At 67.3% G+C, this 21,070-nt stretch carries 17 protein-coding genes; 9 read left to right on the top strand and 8 right to left on the bottom strand.

The window, feature by feature from the left end:
- Window positions 1–144: 144 nt before the first annotated feature.
- From HEP74_RS06255 to HEP74_RS06245, 3 genes are all read left to right on the top strand, one after another.
- Window positions 145–3,015, top strand: a complete 2,871-nt coding sequence (locus HEP74_RS06255; protein ID WP_185815674.1) for a TonB-dependent receptor plug domain-containing protein — start codon at window positions 145–147, stop codon at window positions 3,013–3,015.
- Between the two features lie 77 nt (window positions 3,016–3,092).
- The gene (locus tag HEP74_RS06250) at window positions 3,093–4,940 is read left to right on the top strand and encodes a tetratricopeptide repeat-containing sulfotransferase family protein (RefSeq protein ID WP_185815673.1); all 1,848 of its coding nucleotides are present in this window, start codon (window positions 3,093–3,095) and stop codon (window positions 4,938–4,940) included.
- Window positions 4,937–5,503, top strand: a complete 567-nt coding sequence (locus tag HEP74_RS06245) for a 2OG-Fe(II) oxygenase (RefSeq protein WP_185815672.1) — start codon at window positions 4,937–4,939, stop codon at window positions 5,501–5,503. The genes HEP74_RS06250 and HEP74_RS06245 overlap by 4 nt, the downstream gene beginning before the upstream one ends.
- Window positions 5,504–5,569: 66 nt before the next feature.
- Here the strand turns inward: HEP74_RS06245 and HEP74_RS06240 are convergent, their stop codons facing one another.
- Window positions 5,570–6,862, bottom strand: coding sequence for an aspartyl/asparaginyl beta-hydroxylase domain-containing protein (locus HEP74_RS06240; RefSeq protein WP_185815671.1), 1,293 nt, complete (start codon window positions 6,860–6,862; stop codon window positions 5,570–5,572).
- Window positions 6,862–7,473, bottom strand: a complete 612-nt coding sequence (locus tag HEP74_RS06235; protein WP_185815670.1) for a TetR/AcrR family transcriptional regulator — start codon at window positions 7,471–7,473, stop codon at window positions 6,862–6,864. The genes HEP74_RS06240 and HEP74_RS06235 overlap by 1 nt, the downstream gene beginning before the upstream one ends.
- 139 nt (window positions 7,474–7,612) lie before the next feature.
- Between HEP74_RS06235 and HEP74_RS06230 the strand changes: the two genes are divergently transcribed.
- The 3 genes from HEP74_RS06230 (at window position 7,613) to HEP74_RS06220 (ending at window position 11,559) form a co-directional block, all read left to right on the top strand.
- On the top strand, window positions 7,613–8,533 hold the full coding sequence (locus HEP74_RS06230) for an alpha/beta fold hydrolase (RefSeq protein WP_185815669.1): 921 nt from the start codon (window positions 7,613–7,615) through the stop codon (window positions 8,531–8,533).
- Window positions 8,530–11,010, top strand: a complete 2,481-nt coding sequence (locus HEP74_RS06225; RefSeq protein WP_185815668.1) for an acyl-CoA dehydrogenase — start codon at window positions 8,530–8,532, stop codon at window positions 11,008–11,010. The genes HEP74_RS06230 and HEP74_RS06225 overlap by 4 nt, the downstream gene beginning before the upstream one ends.
- A gap of 69 nt (window positions 11,011–11,079) precedes the next feature.
- Window positions 11,080–11,559: a hotdog fold domain-containing protein gene (locus tag HEP74_RS06220; protein ID WP_185815667.1), complete on the top strand. Its 480-nt coding sequence runs from the start codon at window positions 11,080–11,082 to the stop codon at window positions 11,557–11,559.
- 44 nt (window positions 11,560–11,603) lie between these two features.
- On the opposite strand, the gene HEP74_RS06215 is transcribed toward HEP74_RS06220, so the two are convergent.
- Both HEP74_RS06215 and HEP74_RS06210 read right to left on the bottom strand, forming a co-directional pair.
- Entirely contained in the window at window positions 11,604–11,957 is a 354-nt protein-coding gene (locus tag HEP74_RS06215) for a DUF1304 domain-containing protein (RefSeq protein WP_185815666.1), read from the bottom strand.
- Window positions 11,958–12,045: 88 nt separating this feature from the next.
- Complete coding sequence (locus HEP74_RS06210; protein WP_185816523.1) at window positions 12,046–13,440, bottom strand: MFS transporter; 1,395 nt, start codon at window positions 13,438–13,440, stop codon at window positions 12,046–12,048.
- Window positions 13,441–13,532: 92 nt separating this feature from the next.
- Here HEP74_RS06210 and HEP74_RS06205 point away from each other — a divergent pair, with 92 nt between their 5' ends.
- Window positions 13,533–15,131 carry a GMC family oxidoreductase gene (locus HEP74_RS06205; RefSeq protein ID WP_185815665.1) on the top strand — a complete coding sequence of 533 codons (1,599 nt, stop codon included), beginning with the start codon at window positions 13,533–13,535 and terminating at the stop codon, window positions 15,129–15,131.
- Between the two features lie 39 nt (window positions 15,132–15,170).
- Here the strand turns inward: HEP74_RS06205 and HEP74_RS06200 are convergent, their stop codons facing one another.
- Window positions 15,171–16,067, bottom strand: a complete 897-nt coding sequence (locus tag HEP74_RS06200) for a DMT family transporter (protein WP_185815664.1) — start codon at window positions 16,065–16,067, stop codon at window positions 15,171–15,173.
- 5 nt (window positions 16,068–16,072) lie between these two features.
- Between HEP74_RS06200 and HEP74_RS06195 the strand changes: the two genes are divergently transcribed.
- Both HEP74_RS06195 and HEP74_RS06190 read left to right on the top strand, forming a co-directional pair.
- Window positions 16,073–16,309, top strand: a complete 237-nt coding sequence (locus HEP74_RS06195) for a hypothetical protein (RefSeq protein WP_185815663.1) — start codon at window positions 16,073–16,075, stop codon at window positions 16,307–16,309.
- A gap of 37 nt (window positions 16,310–16,346) precedes the next feature.
- Entirely contained in the window at window positions 16,347–17,735 is a 1,389-nt protein-coding gene (locus HEP74_RS06190; RefSeq protein ID WP_185815662.1) for a serine hydrolase domain-containing protein, read from the top strand.
- A gap of 1,165 nt (window positions 17,736–18,900) precedes the next feature.
- On the opposite strand, the gene HEP74_RS06185 is transcribed toward HEP74_RS06190, so the two are convergent.
- The 3 genes from HEP74_RS06185 to gcvH form a co-directional block, all read right to left on the bottom strand.
- A complete protein-coding gene (locus HEP74_RS06185; protein WP_179566365.1) occupies window positions 18,901–19,359 on the bottom strand; it encodes a histone H1-like repetitive region-containing protein in 459 nt (152 codons plus the stop codon).
- Window positions 19,360–19,697: 338 nt separating this feature from the next.
- Complete coding sequence (locus tag HEP74_RS06180; protein ID WP_185815661.1) at window positions 19,698–19,985, bottom strand: hypothetical protein; 288 nt, start codon at window positions 19,983–19,985, stop codon at window positions 19,698–19,700.
- Window positions 19,986–20,655: 670 nt separating this feature from the next.
- The gene (gcvH, locus tag HEP74_RS06175; protein WP_053838778.1) at window positions 20,656–21,051 is read right to left on the bottom strand and encodes a glycine cleavage system protein GcvH; all 396 of its coding nucleotides are present in this window, start codon (window positions 21,049–21,051) and stop codon (window positions 20,656–20,658) included.
- Window positions 21,052–21,070: the final 19 nt, after the last annotated feature.

Raw genomic sequence — 21,070 nt, 5'->3', positions numbered from 1 at the left:
CTTATGTCGATCTTATTAACAACTCTTTAATTTCTCTGAAGACGCAGTTACTATCGGTTCACCCTGCGGATTTTGGCGTCGCCTTTCGACGCCACCGCTGGACAACCTTCAGTTGACACCACATCTCATTCGGAGAGAGAGCCAATGAATTGCAAGACCCATCGCCTGCGCGACGCCATCACGTTCGCGCTCGCCGCTGGCACCACCGCCCTGCTCAGCACGGGCGCAGCGGTTGCCCAGGACAGCTCTTCCAGCGACCCCTCCAAGACCCTGGACACGATCCAGGTGACCGGCTCGCGCGTTGCCCGCGTCGAGACCGAAACCGCCAGCCCGGTGGTGGTGATCGATCGCGCCGCGATCGAGCAGACCGGCAAGCTGACCCTCGGCGAACTGGTGCAGGAGCTGCCGGCGATGTCCGGCGCACCCGCCTCCCCGGCGGTCAACAACGGCGGCGGCGACGGCAAGTCCACGGTCGACCTGCGCGGCCTGGGCGATGAGCGCACGCTGCTGCTGGTCAACGGCCGCCGCGTCGCCAACAACGACGTCAACTCGATCCCCGCCAGCGCGGTGGAGCGCATCGAAGTGCTGACCAGCGGCGCCTCGGCCGTGTACGGCTCCGATGCCGTCGCCGGCGTGGTCAACTTCATCATGCGCAAGGACTTCGAAGGTCTCTCGGTCAGCGTCGACTACGGCCAGGCCACCCACCTGAGCGACGGCGCGCGCAACGGCGGCTCGATCACCTTCGGCCAGGTCGGCGACCGCGGCAACATCATGGCGGGCCTGAACTACAACAAGTTCGACGGCATCTCCTCGGCGAACCGCAAGTACTCCAAGGACGCCACCTACCTGTACAGCGGCTCGGTGACTGTTCTCGGCTCCAGCCGCACCCCCGGCGGGCGTATCTCACTGCCCCCCGCCCTGGCCACGCAATACGGCTGCGGCTCCGTCACTCTGACCCCGGGCGCCAGCGGCGCGTCGCAAGGCGATTACCGCTGCTATTCCGGTTCGCGCGACGCCTTCAACTATCAGGCCACCAACCTGATCATGACGCCGCAGGAGCGCACCAATGCGTTCTTTCTGGCCAACTACCAGATCACCGACAGCATCAACGCGTTTGCCCAGGTCTACCACAACAAGACCAGCTCGAACTTCGCCATCGCCGCGTTGCCCTTCGATGCCCGCAACGACAAGGTGGTGATTTCTGCCGACAACTATTACAACCCCTTCGGCACCGAGTTCAGCGCCAATGCGGGCGGCCAATCGTTCCTGACCCGCTTCACCTCGCTGGGCCAGCGCCGTTCTTACTACAGCACCGTCACCGACCAAGTCGTCGCCGGCCTGGAAGGCTTCGTCGGCGACACGTCCTGGAAGTGGGACGCGGCGATGAACTACGGCCACTACACCCGCGAGAACACCAGCTACGGCTATGTGTACTACGCCGGCCTGCGCGACGCGCTGGGCCCGTCGTTCCAGGACACCGATGGCGTGGTCAAGTGCGGCAGCGCCGGCAATGTGATTTCCGGCTGTACCCCGCTCAACATCTTCAACATCAACGATCCGCAGACGATCTCGACGCTGAAGGATTACGAAGCGCGTCCGACCTACTCCACCACGTACCAGATGCGCAGCTTCGAAGCCAATGCCAACGGCGAGCTGTTCACGCTGCCGGCCGGCGCCGCGCAGCTGGCGGTCGGCGTCTCCTGGCGCGAGGAGTACCAGAAGAACTCGGTGGACTACATTGCGCTCGCCAATCCGGACGGCAGCTGCTTCATCTCGCAAGAGGCCTGCGGCACCCCGCTGAGCGGCAAGTACAACGTCAAGGAAGTCTACGGCGAACTGTACGTCCCGCTGTTGTCGGAAGTCCCGTTCGCGCACCTGCTGGCGCTGACCCTGGGTACGCGCTATTCGGACTACAACACCTTCGGCAACACCACCAACAGCAAGATCCAGCTGGAGTGGCGCCCGATCGAGAACCTGCTGCTGCGCGGCACGGTGGCCGAAGTGTTCCGCGCCCCGACCATCGACAACCTGTATGCAGGTCCGAGCGGTGATGCGCCGAACCTCGCCGACAAGTGCACGGGCTATGGCGCCGCGGGCGCGCCACGCGACCACGAAGCCGCATGCGGCGCGCCCACCGGTGCGACGGCGATCCCCGGCACTGGCATCGCGCCTCCCCCGAACTCGCAGAGCAATGGCGTGTGGTCTGGCTCGGCGGCTGCCGGCTTCGATCTCAAGCCGGAACAAGGCAAATCGTTCGACTGGGGCGTCGTGTATGACCCGGAATGGCTCCCGGGCTTCTCTGCCAGCCTTGACTACTGGCGCCTGTATCTGAACGACACGATCAACCGTGCGGATGCGCAGATCGTGACCGACATCTGTTACGCCGACGGCAACAGCCCCTTCTGCGGTTTCATCAACCGCTTCTCGGATGGCCAGGTCAACTTCATCCGCGAACCCATCGTCAACCTGGGCCGCCTGGACACCAAGGGTTGGGATCTGGCGCTGCGCTACCGCCTGCCGGATACCGCGTCGGGTAGCTACACCTTCGGCCTGGATGGCACCTATATCGCACGCTACGATAACAAGACCAATCCGGCTGATCCGAGTGGCGACGTGACTCACATCGCCGGCACCTATAACAAGAGCTACGGCCTGTATTCGCGGGTGCGCGGCCGCTTGTTCGTCAATTGGCAGAAGGGCGATCTGGGCGCTAGCTGGCGTATCCGTTACGTTGGTCCTTTCAACATTCAGAGTTCTGACGCTGCTTGCGACCCCGTAAACGCACCTCAGTATTGTGGTGTTGTGACCAACTTCGGCTCTTACTTCCTGCACAGCGTCAGCATGAATTACGCGCTGCCGTGGTTCAATTCGAAGGTGGAAGTGGGCCTGGACAACGTGTTCGACAAGCAGCCGCCGATGATGTACCAGAACAACGTGCTCAACGCGAACACGGACGTCAACAGCTTCGACACTGTGGGCCGCTACCTGTGGGCTCGCTACAGCATGAACTTCTGAGCACGGCAACGACGCTCTTGATTTGAAGACGGGGCCGCGCGAACCATTCGCGCGGCCCTTTTCATTGGCAGATCCGAATGAACTCACCGCAACTGCAATACGCCATCCAATTGATCGACCAGGGTCAGGCCGACATGGCCGCCGACCTCTGTCACAAGGCGCTGGCCAACGCTCCTGGCGATCCTTCCTGGAACACGCTGTTGGCGATGTCGCTGCAGCATGCGGGCGATACCGCCGGCGCTGCCTCCATCTACCAGCGATTGACCGAACTGCAGCCGCACGAATCCGCGCATTGGGCCAATCTCGGCCTGACCCTGCGTACGCTCGGCGAGCACGCCCCGGCCGAACACGCCTATCGGCAAGCCCTGGCGCTTGCGCCGCAGACATATCACTACCTGGTCGATTACGGCCTGGTATTGCTGGACAAGGGTGACATCGCCCATGCCCGCCACCGATTTCTGGATGCCGTGGACCTGGACCCCAGCCAGCCCGAGGCACGCATCTATGCCGCGATCGCCTGCTTCGAGTGCGGCGACGCCCAGCGCGCGGCGGCGTTGCTGCCGCCGCCGGCGATCTGGCCGCAACTGCCGGACAACCTGCGCGAGGAACTGGCCACCGCCTTGATCCAGGTCGGCCGGACCGACGAAGCCGAAGCGCTGCTCACGCAGAGCCGGCCCGGACAGGCCCCGTCGCTGTCCAACGTCATCCGCCTGGCGCAGTTGCACGAACGCACCAACCGCGTCGAGCAGGCCACTGCGCTGTTGGCGCAGGCCGCATCCATGCCGCAGCAACAGCACGACCGGCAGACGCGCGTGGAGATCCTGCAACTGGAAGCGTCGCTGGCGCAGCGCCGCAAGGACTATGCCGCGGCACGCCATGCAATCGAGAACCTGCTAGAGCTGCAGCCGCAAATCCAGGTCCAGGCCATCGCCTATTTCGCGCTCGCCGGCATCGAGGACAAGCAAGGCCATCCCGCCGCCGCGATGGCCATGCTGGAGAAAGCGCACGCCATCCACTTCAAGCTCGCAGCCGATAGCGTGCCGGAGATCGCCTACTCCAACGAAGAACCGCTGCAGGTCTCCAGCCTGTGGCTGGACGACGCACAGGCGCGCTATGCCGACGCGCGCGGCGATGCGCCCGGCAGCGACGCCTCGCCGGTGTTCATCGTCGGCTTCCCGCGCTCGGGCACCACCATGCTCGAGCAGATGCTCGACGCGCACCCGGGTTACGCATCGATGGACGAACGCGCCACCTTGCAGCGCTGCATCGAGTGGATGGAAGCGCAGGGCAAGCGCTACCCCTACGATCTGGGCGCGCTGGACGCGGCGCAGGTGGAGGCGATGCGCCAGGTGTACTGGTCGGAGATCGCCAAGGTCATCGCGCTGGCGCCGGGCCAGCAGTTGGTCGACAAGAATCCGCTCAACATGCTGCGCCTGCCGATGATCGTGCGCCTGTTCCCGAACGCCAAGATCATCCTCGCCCTGCGCCACCCTTGCGACGTGCTGCTGAGCTGCTACATGCAGAACTTCCGCTCCCCGGCGTTCATGGTGCTGTGCTCCAGCCTGGAGCGCCTGGCCAAGAGCTACGTCAACGCGATGCGTTTCTGGATCCACCATCAGGCGCTGCTGCAGCCGGACCTGTTGGTCCTCAAGTACGAGGAAACGGTTGCCGATTTCCCCGCGCAGGTGCAGCGCATCGGCGGCTTCCTCGGCATCGCGCAACCCGAATTCCTGGCCGGCTTCAGCGAGCACGCCGCGCGCAAGGGCTACATCAGCACGCCCAGCTATTCGCAGGTGGTGGAACCGGTGAACCGGCGCGCGGTGGACCGCTGGCACGCCTACGCGCCGTGGCTGGCCGGCGCGCTGCCGATCCTGCAACCGGTGGCCGCGCATTGGAACTACGACCTGGAGATGCCTGCGCCATGAAAGCGCTGAGCGACTACATCCGCAGCTACGACGATGCGCTGCCCGAGGCGTTCTGCCGCCAGCTGATCGACGGCTTCGAGGCCTCGCGCGCGCATCACCAGCGCAACGGCAGCAACAGCCGTGCGGTGCTCGGCGACAGCAACTGGACCGAACTGGATGTCGGCAAGCTCGCCGACCCGGCGTTCCTGGGATTCTTCCTGGACAAGATCGAGCACTACCTGGCGCGCTACAACCAGGACCTCGGGCTGACCCTGTCGATCCCGTACCGCCCCACCATCGACCGGCTGATCCTGAAGAAATACCAGGTCGGCGGCAGCGACCGTTTCCAGCCGCACTTCGATTCGATCGACGAGGTGTCCGAACGCTACCTGGTGTTCCTGTGGTACCTCAACGACGTCGCCGAAGGCGGCACCACGCGCTTCTGCGACCTGGACGTGGAGACCGTGCCGCGCACCGGCAGGCTGCTGATGTTCCCGCCTTACTGGATGTACCAGCACGTCGGCAATCCGCCGGTCTCCAACGACAAGTACATCCTGTCCACCTACCTGATGTTCAAGCGCTGAGCGGCACGCGCCGGCCCGGTAGTGCGTGCGCGAACCGGGCCGCACGCGGCTGGACGGCTGCGCCGGCTACAGGCCCGCGCGCAGGTTGAACGCGCCGATCGTCTCGATCAGCTGCCGCAGCGCCAGCGTCTCGGCCTCTTCCAGGTCCGGATGCCAAGTGTCCAGGATCATCACCACCCGCAGCTGCTCGCTGTGGTTCCAGGCCTGGTGCAGGCAGGTGTCGTTGAAGGTGACCAGCTGCCCGACTTGCCAGTGGTGGGTGATGCCGGCGACCTCCAGCGCGCACTCCGGCGGCACGATCAGCGGCAGATGGGTGACAACGCGCGAGTTGCTGACCCCGTAGTGCGGCTTGATCGTGGTGCCTGGCGCCAGGATCGAGAACAGCACCTCCGGCGCGTGCAGATCGATCTTGGTCAACGGCACATGCGCCAGCGCCGCCGTGGTGACCGGGCAACGCTGCAGGTTCTCGGCATGCGCAACGCCGTGCCGGTAGAAGAAATAGGCATCCCAGGCGCCATCGCCGTGCTTGGCGCTGAGGTAGTCCTGCGGCGTGGCGCCGTTGCTGAAATCCAGGAACGGTTGCACCGCCTGGCGCGAGGCCAGCACCTGCCGCAGTTCGTTGCAGATGCCCTCGGTGGCGGCCTGCAGCCGCGCGTACCAGGGGAAACGCGACGCGTCCAGATACGGCGAGGGATCCAGATCGGGCACATACAGGAAGGTGGGGCGCTGGCCGTCGTCGGCAGGGCGCGGCTGCAGCCCCAGATAGATCCGCAGCGCGGCCGTCACCCGGCGCAGCGCCGCTTCGCCGAAACGGTCGATCAGCGGCTGTACCGCCGCCGCGAACAAGGCGTGCCGTCCCTGGTCGATCCGCGCCATCGCCGCGATCACCCGCGGCCGCAACTCCGGCGCGGTGCTGTGCTGATTGAGCCAGCGGCCCTTGGCCTGCGCGGCATGCACCGCGGCGAAGTACATCGGCAAGGCGTCGTCGCCGCGTCCCACTGCATCCAGGCTCTCGGCGTAGCACAGCCGCACCAGGAACGCGTCCGCCGACAGCCGCAAGGCCTGTTCGAACGCCGGCAACGCCTGCGCATGCTCGCCCAGGTGGGCCAGGCAGATGCCCAGCCGGCTGCACGCCTCCAGGTTCGGTTCGGCGGCGACAACTAGCGCCCAGGCCTCGGCCGCGCGCGCGATCTCGCCGCTCTCCGTCAGCAGCGTCGCGTGCATGCGCCGCAGCGTCACATCGTCCGCCGCCGTGGCCAGTACCTGTTCGCACAGCGCATCGGCACGCCGATAGTCGCCCTGGGCGAGATGCCGGCGCACTTGCTCGTGCACGCTGGAGCGGGTCAGTTCCTGGAACATCAGCCGGGGATCAGGGTCACGATCACGTGTTCGACATAGGCCTCGAACTCCTCGCGCGCCTGCTTGGGCTGGTGCAACTGCAGCGACAACTGCAGGAAACCGACGTAGGCCGCGTAGGCCAGGCGGGCGCGGTGCTGGGCATCGGTGCGGCTGAGGCCGGCCTGGCGGAACGAGGCGATCAGGTACTCCATGCGCCGCTGCGAGACCCGGTCGATGACCGGACGCACCGCCGGATGGTCCAGCGCCTTCAGCAATTCGCTGTAGATGATGTGCGGCTTGACCTCGTGCGCGACCAGCTGGAACAGCGCGCGCAACCGGGTGCGCGGATCCGGCACCTCTTCCAGGCTGCCGAACACCTGTTGCTGCTCGACCAGTTCCCAGCGCTCCAGCGCCGCCTGCAGCAACGCATCGCGCGAGGGGAAGTGCCAGTAGAAGCTGCCCTTGGTCACGCCCAGACGCCGTGCCAGCGGTTCCACCGCTACCGAGTTGACGCCCTGTTCGGCGATCAGGTCCAGTGCGGCCTGCGCCCAATCTTCGGCGCTGAGTCGGTTGTTGCGGCCACCGCTGGGAGCGGCGGCATCGTCGGTGGTAGACACGGAGGCATTGTTCATCCGTCGATTTAACCATACGGGGAAGTCGGTTGCAGTATGTGCCCTCGATGAATCGCACGCAAATGCCCGGCAGCATTGGCTTTTCGTTTCCATACTGCATCGTATTGACATCGCCGCCGGCTCATCCATACTAGCTCGTATGGTTTCCTCTCCTTCCAGCATGCCGATTGCGGCCTCCGCCCTGCTCGCTGGCGCGGACGACATGCAGCTGGCCGCGACTGTCACCGAGCCGGGCGCTGCGGGCAGCCTGTTGTTCGCGCACGGTTTCGGGCAGACCCGGCACGCCTGGATGGCCAGCGCCGCGGCATTGCAGGCTCACGGCTATCGCAGCGTCGCCTACGACGCGCGCGGCCATGGCGACTCCACCCGCAATCCCGCCGCCCTGCCCTACCGCGGCGAACAGTTCACCGACGACCTGATCGTGGTCGCCGGCGAAATGGCGCCGGCGCCGGTGCTGGTCGCCGCCTCGATGGGCGGACTGTTCGGGCTGATGGCCGAGGCGCGCTGGCCGGGCCTGTTCCGGGCGATGGTGCTGGTCGACATCACCCCGCGCTGGCAACCGGCCGGGGTCGAACGCATCCTCGCCTTCATGACCGCGCATCCGCACGGCTTCGCCACGCTGGACGACGCCGGCGATGCCATCGCCGCCTATCTGCCGCAGCGCGCGCGCAAGTCGCCCGACGCGCTGCGCAGCGTCCTGCGTCGGCACGCCGACGGCCGCTGGTACTGGCACTGGGACCCGCGCCTGGTCGAGGAGCTGGCGCGCGACGGCGAGCAGCACCAGGACGCGATCGCGCAGGCCGCGCGCAAGGTGCACTGCCCGGTGCTGCTGATCAGCGGCGGGCGCAGCGATCTGGTCACGCCGCAGACCATCGAAGAATTCCTGTCGTTGGTGCCGCATGCGCAGCATGTGCACCTTCCCGAGGCCACGCATATGCTGGCCGGCGACGACAACGCCGCGTTTACCGCCACTGTGTTGCATTATCTGGATGCACTGCCACCGGCTAACGCCGGCGCACCGTCCGCCGTCACCGAGCAAGTCCCCGGAGCAAGCCCATGAGCATCGTCGCACCCTTCCTCGTGTTGTTGCTGGCAGGCGCCTTCGCCGCCTATCACCGCATGCGGCTCGCCGTCTGGGCCGCGCTGAGCGCCACGCTGCTGGTCGCATGCTGGCTGCTCGGCGCCCACCACGTCGCCACCATCGTCGCCGCCGTGCTGCTGGCGCTGGTCGCGGTGCCGCTGCTGTTGCCGTTCGTGCGCAAGCCGCTGCTCACCGCGCCGATGCTGAAGGTGTTCCGCAAGGTGCTGCCGCCGCTGTCGCAGACCGAGCGGATCGCGCTGGAAACCGGCTCGGTCGGCTTCGAAGGCGAACTGTTCACCGGCGACCCGGACTGGCAGAAGCTGCTCGACTATCCGAAGCCGCAGCTGACCGCCGAGGAGCAGGCCTTCCTCGACGGCCCGGTGGAAGAGCTGTGCCGGATGACCAACGATTGGGAAATCACCCACGTCCATGCCGACCTGCCGCCGGAGCTGTGGAGCTTCGTCAAGAAGCACAAGTTCTTCGGCATGATCATTCCCAAGGAATACGGCGGCCTGGGTTTCTCCGCGCTGGCCCACCACAAGGTGATCCAGAAGATCGCCTCGGTCTCGAGCGTTGTCAGCTCCACCGTCGGCGTGCCCAACTCGCTGGGCCCGGGCGAACTGCTGCTGCACTACGGTTCCAAGGAACAGAAGGACTATTACCTGCCGCGTCTGGCAGTGGGTCAGGAAGTGCCATGCTTCGGCCTGACCGGCCCGTTCGCCGGCTCCGACGCGACCTCGATTCCCGACTACGGCATCGTCTGCAAGGGCGAGTGGAACGGCGCCAATGTGCTCGGCGTCAAGCTGACCTTCGACAAGCGCTACATCACCCTGGCGCCGGTGGCGACGCTGGTCGGCCTGGCGTTCCGCATGTACGACCCTGAAGGCCTGATCGGCGACACCAAGGACATCGGCATCACCCTGGCGCTGCTGCCGCGCGAAACCCCCGGCGTGGAGATCGGCCGCCGCCACTTCCCGCTGAACTCGCCGTTCCAGAACGGCCCGATCCACGGCCGTGAGGTGTTCATCCCGCTCAGCCAGCTGATCGGCGGCGTGGACATGGTCGGCAAGGGCTGGAACATGCTCAACGAGTGCCTGGCCGTCGGCCGTTCGATCACCCTGCCCTCCACCGCCAGCGGCGGCGCCAAGTACGGCGCGATCGTCACCGGCGCCTACGCGCGCATCCGCAAGCAGTTCGGCCTGTCGGTCGGCCGCTTTGAGGGCGTGGAAGAGGCGCTGGCGCGGATCGGCGGCAAGGCCTATGCGATCAGTGCGCTGGCGCAGGCGACCGCCGCGGCGGTGGACCGCGGCGACGTGCCGTCGGTGCCGTCGGCGATCGCCAAGTACCACTGCACCACGATGAGCCGCGAAGTCATCAGCGACGTGATGGACGTGGTCGGCGGCAAGGGCATCATCCTCGGCCCGCGCAACTTCGCCGGCCGCAGTTGGCAGGCCGCGCCGATCGCGATCACCGTGGAAGGCGCCAACATCATGACCCGCAGCCTGCTGATCTTCGGCCAGGGCGCGATCCTGTGCCATCCGTGGGTGATGAAGGAAATGAAGGCCGCCGGCAATCCGGACCACAAGGCCGGCGTCGACGAGTTCGACCGCAACCTGTTCGGCCATATCGGCTTCGCGATCTCCAACGCGGTGCGCTCGCTGTGGTTCGGCCTGACCGCCGCACGCATCGGCGCCGCGCCCGGCGACGCCTACACCCGCCGCTTCTTCCGCAAGCTGGACCGCTATTCGGCGAACCTGGCGCTGATGGCCGACGTGTCGATGCTGATGCTCGGCGGCAAGCTGAAGTTCAAGGAATCGCTGTCCGGCCGCCTGGGCGACGTGCTGAGCCACATCTACATGACCAGCGCGATGCTCAAGCGCTACCACGACGACGGCGCGCCGGCGACCGACCAGCCGCTGCTGGCATGGGCGTTCCACGACAGCGTGCACAAGATCGAACTGGCGCTGTCGGCGGCGCTGCGCAACTTCCCGATCCGTCCGGTGGGCTGGCTGATGTGGGCGCTGATCTTCCCGTGGGGCCGCCGCGCCGAAGCCCCGGGCGACCGCCTGGGCCACCGCGTCGCCGCGCTGCTGATGACGCCGAACGAAGCCCGCGACCGCCTCGGCCAGGGCGTGTTCCTGACCCCGTGCGAGAACAACCCGGGCGGCCGCATCGCCAGCTACCTGACCAAGGCGGTGCTGGCCGAGCCGGTCGAGCGCAAGTTCCTGAAGGCGCTCAAGAGCAAGGGCATCGAGGCGCTGGACTTCGCCTCGCAGCTGGACGAGGCGGTGCGCGAAGGCGTGCTGTCGGCCGACGAGCGCCGCCAGCTGGAGGAACTGCGCGAGATCACCATGGACACGATCAGCGTGGACGATTTCGACGCCGACGAGCTGCGCTCGGCCAGCTACTACCACCGCGCCACGGCCGGCGACGACCATTCGCGCGAAGCGGCCTGAGACCCACTCGGTAACACGCTCACCACGACGGCGGACTTCGGTCCGCCGTCGTCATTTGAGGGACACACCATGAGCCGATTGCTGTCGCTGTACCAACGTATGCAACGCTGGCCGGGTGGGCAGTGGCTGTTCGCGCGCGCGGTCTGCTTCAAGGCGCCCTACTTCGCCAGCATCGCCCCGCGCATCACCGTGTTGCAGCCGGGCCGCTGCGAGGCGCACATCGCGCATCGGCGGCGGGTCAGCAACCACATTGGCACCGTGCATGCGATCGCGCTGTGCAACCTGGCCGAGTTGGCCGGCGGGGTCATGGTCGATGCCAGCCTGCCGCCGTCGATGCGCTGGATCCCGAAAGGCATGCGCGTCGAATACCGCAGCAAGGCCAACGGCACGATGCACGCGGTGGCGACGCCGGACGTGGCGATCGTGGCCGCCGACAGCGGCTACGAACTGCCGGTCAGCGTGGAGATCCGCGACGCGCGCGAACAGGTGGTGTTCTTCGCCAGCATCGCCATGTGGGTGTCGCCGCGCGCGAAGGCGGCGAACGGCTGACGCCGCACCGCGATGCCGGCGCGCAGCCGGCTCACGCAGCCGGCTCAATAGGCCAGCAGCACCGCCGCGATCGCCAGCGCCGCCGGCAGCGCCTGCACGAACAGGATGCGGCGGCTGACGCTCCACGCGCCGTACAGGCCGGCCACGACCACGCAGCCCAGGAAGAACAGCATCACGTCCACGCGCTGCGTCGCCGCGCCCCAGCCTAGGCCGGCGGCAAGGAAGCCGTTGTACAGGCCCTGGTTGGCGGCCAGCACCTTGGTCAGCTGCGCCTTGTCCGGCGTGTTGCGGAACACCTTCATGCCCAGCGGCCGGGTCCACAGGAACATCTCCAGCACCAGGATGTAGACGTGCAGCAAGGCCACCAGGCATACCAGGATCGAGGCCAGCAGGGTCATGCGCGCGTCCATCGGCGAAAGAGGATGCACAGCATAGCGGTTGCCGCAGCGGCCGGCACCGCGGCCGCGCGGCCTGCTGCGCGCAGGCTCAGCGCGTCGGGGGCATCTCTGCCGCTGCAGCGGGCGCGGCGCTTTCGACCGCACGTGCCAGGCGCCAACCGATGACGCCGGAGACCGTCGCCGCCAGCGCGGCAAACGCGGCGAAACCGGGCACGCCCATGCCCAGCGCACGCAGGCCGTTCATTGCCGAGGCCACGGCCACGTCGCCGGCGCGCCACACCGCCGTATCCACCGCATTCTTGCCCTGGTAGCGCAGCTGCCGCGGCACCCGCGTGTACAGCGATTCGCGCGCCGGCCCGACCATGCCGTAGGTCAGCGAACGGGTGATCACCAGCGGCAGCACCACCCAGGGCACGATCCACACCGCCAAGGCATACGGATCGGGCGACAACGCGGTGGCCACCAGCGTGCCCACGCTGACCAGCGCCCACAGCGCGATCACCGCGCCGGCGCCCTTCTTCATCAGCAGCCAGCGGGTCACGGTTATCTGCACCGCGACCTGCAACACGTTGGTCAGCGTGTCGATGTTGGCCGCGAACTGGGTGCGCTCGACCGCGTCGTGGAAGGTGGCGCCGGAGTAATCGATCATCAGCATGTAGCCGACCGTGCCGATGCAATCGCCCAGCAGCATCAGCAGCGCCATGCCGCGCATGAACGGATTGGCCAGGATCTGCTTGAGGCCGTCGAACATGCCGCCGCCGACCGCCGCCTCGTGGCCGACGTCGTGGCGGCGCGCGCCATGCACCCGCGCCCAGCGCCCGAGCAGGATCACGCACACCAGCGCCACGCCCAGCAGCGCCGCCGACACCACCAGCAGCGGCGCCACGCCGATCACGCCGACCAAGCCACGGGTCAGCAGCGGGCCGGCCACCGCACCGGCGGTGCCGCCCAGGCCGATCAACGGGAACAGCCGCCGCGCCTGTTCGTTGCTCCAGATGTCGGCCATGAAACTCCAGAACACCGACACCACGAACAGGTTGAACACGCTGACCCAGACGAAGAACACGATGCCCAGCGCACGCGGACTGAGCCCGCCGTAGCCGCTGAACAGCGGCACGAAGCCGAGCAGGCACAGCGCAAAGAACACGTACACCGCCGGCACCACGATCCGCCGTGGCCAGCGCGCCGCCATCCACGCGAACAGCGGGGTCAGCAGCAAGGTGGCGACGAAGGTGGCCATGAAGAACCAGGGCAGCTGGGTCGAGCCCACCGCGGCCGACAGCTGTTCGCGCACCGGCCGGATCACGTAGTACGCCGCCAGCACGCAGAAGAAGTAGACGAAGGACAGCAGCACCGCGCGCAGCTCGCCGGTCTGGACGCGCTTGTTTTCCGCTTGCATCGGCCCGCCGTTCGCCGTGTGGTTGCGCGCACGGTAGCCGATGCACTGCAACATCGCCAGCGTCGCCGACACGCGCAGACCCATGTGCATCGCGGCGTCTGCACCCCGCGGCGCGGCCGAGCATATGCTCTATCCACGGCGACTAGCGTCGGCGCCACGAAACAGGGGGACCGCGGGTGTACGACTACATCATCATCGGCGCAGGCTCGGCAGGCTGCGTGTTGGCCAACCGGCTCAGCGAGGATCGCGATTGCAAGGTGCTGCTGATCGAGGCCGGGCCGCGCGACCGCAATCCCTTCATCCACATGCCGGCCGGCCTGGCGCGACTGGCCGGCAACCGCCGCATCAACTGGAACTACCTCACCGCGCCGGAGCCGGCCTTGAACGATCGGCGCCTGTGGTGGCCGCGCGGCAAGGTGCTGGGCGGCTCCAGTTCGATCAATGCGATGTGCTACGTGCGCGGCGTGCCCGCCGACTACGACGACTGGGCCGCCGCCGGCGCCGAGGGTTGGGACTGGCAGGGCGTGTTGCCGTATTTCCGGCGCAGCGAACGCAACAGCCGCGGCGGCGATGCGCTGCACGGCGACGACGGGCCGCTGCACGTGTCCGATCTGCGCTACCACAACCCGCTTTCGGACGTGTTCATCGCTGCCGGAGAGCAGGCCGGTTTCGCCCACAACCGCGATTTCAACGGCCCGCAGCAACAGGGCGTGGGCCTGTACCAGGTCACCCAGAAGGACGGCGCGCGCTGCTCGGCGGCGGTCGCCTACCTGGCGCCGGCGCAGGCGCGCGCCAACCTGCAGGTGATCACCGACGCGCTGGTGTTGCGCTTGCTGGTCGAGGGCGAACGCGTGGTCGGCGTGGCCTACGCGCAACGCGGAGCCGAAGTGCAGGCGCGGGCCGCGCGCGAAGTGCTGCTCAGCGCCGGCGCGGTGAACTCGCCGCAATTGCTGATGCTCTCGGGCATCGGCCCGGCCGACGAACTGCAGCGCCATGGCATCACCGTGCGCCTGGACCAGCCGCAGATCGGCGCCAACCTGCAGGACCATCTGGACGTGTGCACGCTGTACCGCACCCGCCCGGGCATCAGCTACGACCGCCGCAACCAGTTGAAGATCGCCTTCGACTATTTCCTGCGCGGCCACCGCGGCGCCGGCAGCAGCAACATCGCCGAGGCCGGCGGCTTCATCCGCTCGCCGCTGGCGCCGGATGCGCGCGCCGACATCCAGCTGCATTTCGTGCCGGCGATGCTCGACGACCACGGCCGCAACCGGCTGCCCGGCGACGGCTTCACCCTGCACGCCTGCCACCTGCAGCCGCGCAGCCGCGGCCGCCTGTCGCTCAACGACGCCGACCCGCGCACGCCGGCGCGGATCCAGGCGAACTACCTCAGCGATCCAGACGGCTTCGACCTGCGCATGCTGGTGGAATGCGCGCGCCTGGCGCGGCGCATCCTGCAGCAGCCGGCGTTCGATCCCTGGCGCGGCGCGCCGCTGCTGCCGGCACGCGACGACCTGGACGAAGCCGGCCTGGTCGCCTACATCCGCGCCAAGGCCGAGACCATCTACCACCCGATCGGCACCTGCCGCATGGGCAACGATGCGTGGTCCGTGGTCGATCCGCAGCTGCGCCTGCGCGGGCTGGAAGGCCTGCGCGTGGTCGATGCATCGGTGATGCCGCGCCTGGTCAGCGGCAACACCAACGGCCCGACGATGATGATCGCCGAGCGCGCCGCCGACCTGATCCGCGGCCACAGCGCGCTGCGCGACGGCTGAGGCGCGGCCGGCGCAGCGGGCGGGCGGCCTACCCGCGCTTCACCGCGCGCGGCCCGCCAGCCACACGCCCAGCGCCGCCAGCGCGAAGCCGCACAGCTTCAGTGCGGTCAGGTGCTCGCCGAGCAGCACGTGGCCGAACACCGCGGTCACCGGTGGCATCAGGAAGAACAGGCTCGCCACCTGGGTGGCGGCGCCGCGCCGCAACAGCAGGAACAGCAACGCGAAGCCGCCGATCGAATTGACCAGCACCAGCCACGCCATCGCCGCGACGAAACCGCCGCTGGCCTGGAAGCGGAAGCCTTCCCACGCCGCCAGCGGCAGCAGCACCAGCGTCGCCGCCGCGTTCTGCACCGCCAGCCCGACGCGCAGGTCGAGCTGCGCGGCATGCCGCTTCTGGTACAGGGTGCCGGCGGCGATGCCGAACAGGCCCACCAGCAAGGCCAGCCAGCCGCCCCACGGCGTCGCCCCGTCGATACGGTCGGCGGCGACCGTGGCGACGCCGGCGAAACCCAGCGCCATGCCCAGCCACTGCGCGGCGCGCAAGCGCTGGCCGCCCCACCATGGACTGGCCCAGGCCACCAGCAGCGGCATCGCCCCGATCACCAGCGCGGCCACGCCGGAACCGGTGCCCAGCGCGAAGGCGGCGTAGACCCCGCCGAACTGCAAGGCCAGCATCAGCACCCCGGCCACCGCGCTGCGCGCCAGTTCCTGCCACGGCAGCGCCTTCAAGCGTGCGGGACCGGCGGCCAGCGCGAAGCACAACGCGGTCAGGCCGAAGCGCCACAGCAGCGCGGTGAACGGCGCCGCATGCGCCACCACCTGCTTGCCAGCGATGTAGCCGGTGCACCAGACCAGCACGAAGGCCAGGCCCAGCCAGGTCGCGGCGGCAGGCGCGGTACGCGCGGCGGGGATCGAGGAAAGGTCGGGATCGGGCATGCGCCATGATCCCGCAGCGCTACCGCGCCGTCACTGCGCCGGCAACGGTTCAGCCTGTCCGCGGCGAGCGCAGCGGCTTCGGCACATCGATTGCATGCGTTTCAGGCACCTGCCGCGCCGTTGCGGCAACCGCTCCGGACGCCGCCTTGCCGGCCTTGTCGGCCCGGCAAAATCACCAGCAGGATCAAGACGATGCCCATTCATCTTCTCCCGGTTTGTGCAATGGCGAAAAGCGGCGCTAGAATCGGTTTCGGCAGCACCTCACAGGCCACACGCGCGATGAAACAGAACAGCAGGCACCGGCTCCTTCGACCGGTGGCAACCGGGATGCTCGGGGTATTGCTGCCCTTTGCAATGTCCTCCACCGCGCAGACGCCGGCGCCCTCGCAGCCGCTGCCGCCGCCGATCTACACCGAAGCCACGCGCTACACCTCGCCGACCCAGCCGCTGCCGTACCGCGCGTCGCTGCCGGACAGCAAGGTGCTGCCGCTGGCCAGGGACTTCGATGTCGCCAGCCTGGAAGCGATGGCCGAGCAGCTCACCTACGGCGAACGCGTGCCCGGCCTGGCGGTGGCGATCGTGCACAACGGCCAGGTGATCAGCGCGCGCGGCTACGGCGTCACCGACGTCAACCGCCCCGAGCCGGTCGATGCGCACACCGTGTTCCGCCTGGCCTCGCTGTCCAAGGCCTTCGCCGGCACCATGGCCGGCCTGCTGGTCAACGACGGCACGCTGCGCTGGGACAGCAAGGTCGTCGACTACGTGCCCGGCTTCCAGCTCAGCGATCCGGTCGCCACCGGCCAGTTGAACGTGGCCGACCTGCTCAGCCATCGCGTCGGCCTGACCTACAACGCCTACGACCGCGACGTCGAATCCAATACCGACTACTACACGCTCAGCCACAAGCTCGCCTACGCGCCGCTCAAGTGCGCGCCGGGCGACTGCTACGCCTACCAGAACGTCGCCTTCAGCCTGATCGGCGACGTGGTGTTCGCCGCCTCCGGCAGCTTCTACGAGCAGTCGGTGGAGCGCCGCATCTTCAAGCCGCTGGGCATGAACGACGCCAGCATGGGCCTGGCCGGGATCCAGGCCAGCCCGCGCTGGGCGCGTCCGCACGTGCGCAGCCGCAACGGCTGGGTGTCGCTGATGCCCAAGCCCACCTACTACCGGCTGGCCCCGGCCGCCGGCGTCAACGCCAGCATCAGCGACATGGCGCAGTGGCTGATCGCGCAGACCGGGCACCGTCCGGACGTGTTGCCGGCGCCGCTGCTGGCCACGCTGCACGCGCCGCTGATCACCACGCCCGGCGAGATGCGCTCGGGCTGGCGCCGCGAGCGGGTCAACTCGGCCAGCTACGCGCTGGGCTGGCGCATCTTCGATTACTCCGGCCACCAGGTGGTGTTCCATGCCGGCGCGGTGCAGGGCTATCGCGGCTTGGTCGCGCTGGTGCCCGAACGCGACCTGGGCGTGGCGATCCTGTGGAACGGCGAGAGCGGCCTGCCCTCCGGCCTGCTGCCGACCATCCTCGACCGCGCGATCGGCCTGCCGACGCAGCGCTGGCTGGACGTGGACACCGACTTCGGCAGCGACAACATGATGGCCGAGCGTCCGGATCCGAAGGACAAGAAGGGCGCCTCCGCGTCAAAGTCGACCGCGTCGCCGCACTGACGCGGGCGGTCTGCTGATGGAGTCGGCGGAAGGCGGCGCGAGCCGCCTTTCTGCTGTTTGCGTGGTGGCTTCGCGGGAACTGGGCTTCAGCGCGACAAAATCTACTGGGTTGCGCAAGCCAGCAATTGCGCCCTGATCCGACGTTGATGGAATCCAGGCGCTAGGGTCGCGGCTGAAGCCGCTCCTACAGGGGGCGGCGCGCGGTAGCGGCTCCGCCACGTCGAAGCGCTGCTTGAAGCCATCGATCGACAAGTCACTGGCGATTTGGCCGTCGTCTGTCACCAAGACAACCAGCCGTCGGATCAGCTGCCGACACTCGCGTACAAGTCCATCAAGCGAATAAAGCCCCTCTCCCATCGGGAGAGGGGTTGGGGTGAGGGTACGGGCGAAGCCTCGCGACAAGAGGTTTTGCGAGAGTCCAGGCGAAGCCTAGCGACAGGAAGTTGCTGCGAGGGTTCGGGCGAGTCTCGCGGCAACAAGTTGCTGCAAGGTTCTAGGCAGCCTCACGGCCATGAGTACTCATGGCGATGCACCTCACCTCGCCACAGGACCCATCACTACGCACGCCGCCTGACCCGACCCTGCGCACCACCTTCCCCGGAAAGCGGCGCGTGGTCCCGGTGGAGAAGCAGGATCAGTCAACCAGGCCGCACGGCAAGTCGGCACTGCAGCGATGGGTTTGCCAGCAAGTCACAGCATCCACCCTCTCGCGCTCGCACAGGCGCCGCCAGCGCAGCAACGGGCACGTGAAGCACGGCGCGGATGGGTTTGAAAACGCAGAGGCTCCCAGTGCGACATGGCAGCGCCGCCGAATGCCCTCGCGCGCAGGAGGACCGAGCGGCATCGTCGACCACGTCGTCTGCGGCAGTGAGACAACCGCTTGGCGAACTCGCGCAGCATCGTCGGCTGCAGCGCAGTCGGAATTCAGTACAGATCAGGCACGCGCCAGGCGGCGACAGAGCGCGATGGCGGCAACACCGCCGGCTTGAGGACTAGCCAACATGCAGGCGACACGTCGGTGGCAGATGGGCGGCAGGTGCGTGGCACCTAGGCGCCATGGCAAGCAGCTCCCCACGGCGACGGCAAGCGGACGCCCATAAAAAAGCTCCCTCCCCGCTGGGCACCGGGGAGAGAGCTCTAGGTACGGCTATCGGGATGGATCAGATCAGATCAGCGGCGCGGGCGTTGCCGGCAGCGCGACCGGAGCGGTCTTCTTCTTGCGGGCAACCGGCTTCTTCTTCGCGACGGCCTTCTTGGCGACAGCCTTCTTCGCGGCCGGCTTCTTGGCAGCCGACTTCTTTACCGCCTTCTTGGCGACGGCCTTCTTCGCGGTCTTCTTTACCGCCTTCTTCGCGGTGGCCTTCTTCGCGGTCTTCTTGGTGGCGGCCTTCTTGGCGGTCGCCTTCTTCGCGGTCTTCTTTACCGCCTTCTTCGCGGTGGTCTTCTTGGCGGTGGCCTTCTTGATGGCCTTCTTCACCTTGGCGACCTTCTTGGCGACTTTCTTGGCGACCTTCTTGACCGCCTTCTTTACCGAGACCTTCTTCGCTGCCGGCTTCTTGGCGGCAGTCTTCTTGACCGCTTTCTTAGCGGCCGGCTTCTTTTTCGCAGCTTTTTTCGTGGCCATGGGATGGCTCCTCGTCAGTGAACTATGGATTGAAAACGCCCAGTTAAAGCAAACCCGCGGCGATGGTCCGCCTGCAGGATCCGCCGGCGCGTAGTGCGGGCCGGGTCGGATACAGAAACACCCGTATCGAAGCTCGATACGGGTGTCGTGCCAGGGGAGACGTTGCGTTTCTCGGAGGGAAGCGACACCTGATCCACCATCGTCAGGTTCCTGGTGGAGGTCCAAGTTGTGCTTCGCGTTCTGATGTCGATCCGATTCACTCGCTTGCGCAGCAACGTCTGCTGGGCGAAACCTAATCACGCTTTTTTTTACTGTCAACAGTTCTACGCAATTTTTTTTCAGGCGTTGCGTGCCGCGACCTCATCGATCGTCGCGATCGGCAGCCGCCGGACCTCGACAACAGCCGTTGCGAAACCCGCGGCGAAACTTCGGCGCAAACAAAAACAGCGGTAATTCCCGCGCTTTTTTGCAACACGCCGATGCGACCGGCCATTTCGCGCGCTGCCGCGCGCGGCGCCAGCGGCATCCCGGCGCGCATACGCGAGCCTGTCCGCGAGCTGAAAAAAACTTTTCGCGGCATGCGCCGTTCCGGCATCGCACAAGAGCAAATGCGCAAAACTGCGCAAACTTTTTCGCGCTGTTCGGCGCTTGCGAGCGCGCGTGCGCGGCGCCTCGCACTGCATCGCGGCGACGACGACGATGCCGTTGTAGCGTCCGCATGTCTGCGCATGCTCCTCACCGGCACATCACGCACGAGCGACCGGGCGCGTCGCGTTTGCGCTCGCCACCGCGTCCGCCAGCGGCGTGCATGTTCGCCTCGACCGACCCGCAGCACTGCGCATGCGCGCCACGACGAACACATCCGACCGGACGAACGCGACGCGTCTGGCCGACGCTGGCCGCAGCGCAGCGAGCGCTGCCGCGATCGGCAGACGCCTCGCCCGCGGCGCCCGACTGCGATGCACATCACCGTCACTGCCAAAAAACCGACGCGCGGTTCGCCGCGTCCCGCTGCCGCTGCAGCGGCGTCGCTTTCCGCCACGTGGCGACCACGTCGTGCGCATCGATGCGTGCGGCGCGGCCGGCATCCTCGCCCTGGCCTGACGCATCCGCCGCCTGCGTCAAACCCGATCGCCGCTATGTCGGCCACTCAGAGAGATGCCGATCGCCCGATCGGCAAACCTCCGCACTACCGAAAGCGCGCTCCGCTTCCTGCTGCCGCTTTCTTTTGTGCGGCGCAAACGAAAACCGGCCGCACAAGGCGGCCGGTTCGGCTGTCGCGAAGTGGAGCTCGGCTCAGTGGCCGTCTTCCTCGAGCAGCTCGGCGTAGTCGTCCGGGGTCAGCAGTTCGTTCAACTGCTCCGGATCGGCGATCTCCAGCACGAAGATCCAGCCTTCGCCGTAGGCGTCCTCGTTGATCGTCTCCGGCTTGTCGCTGAGTGCGGCATTGACCTCGACCACCTTGCCGGTGAGCGGGCTGTACACGTCCGAGGCGGCCTTGACCGACTCGACCACGGCCACGCCGTTGCCGGCGACGACGTCGTCGCCGACGTTGGGCAGCTCGACGTAAACCAGGTCGCCGAGCAGGCCCTGGGCATGCTCGGAGATGCCGACGGTGACGCGACCGTTGCCTTCGACGCGCGCCCATTCATGGGACTTGAGGAATTTGAGGTCGCCAGGGATCTCGCTCATGGGGCTGCTCCGGAAAAAG

The organism is Xanthomonas sp. SS, from assembly GCF_014236835.1.
GTDB lineage: Bacteria > Pseudomonadota > Gammaproteobacteria > Xanthomonadales > Xanthomonadaceae > Xanthomonas_A.
The sequence above is the reverse complement of the archived record's forward strand: the minus strand, read 5'-3'. Positions and strand labels throughout refer to the sequence as shown.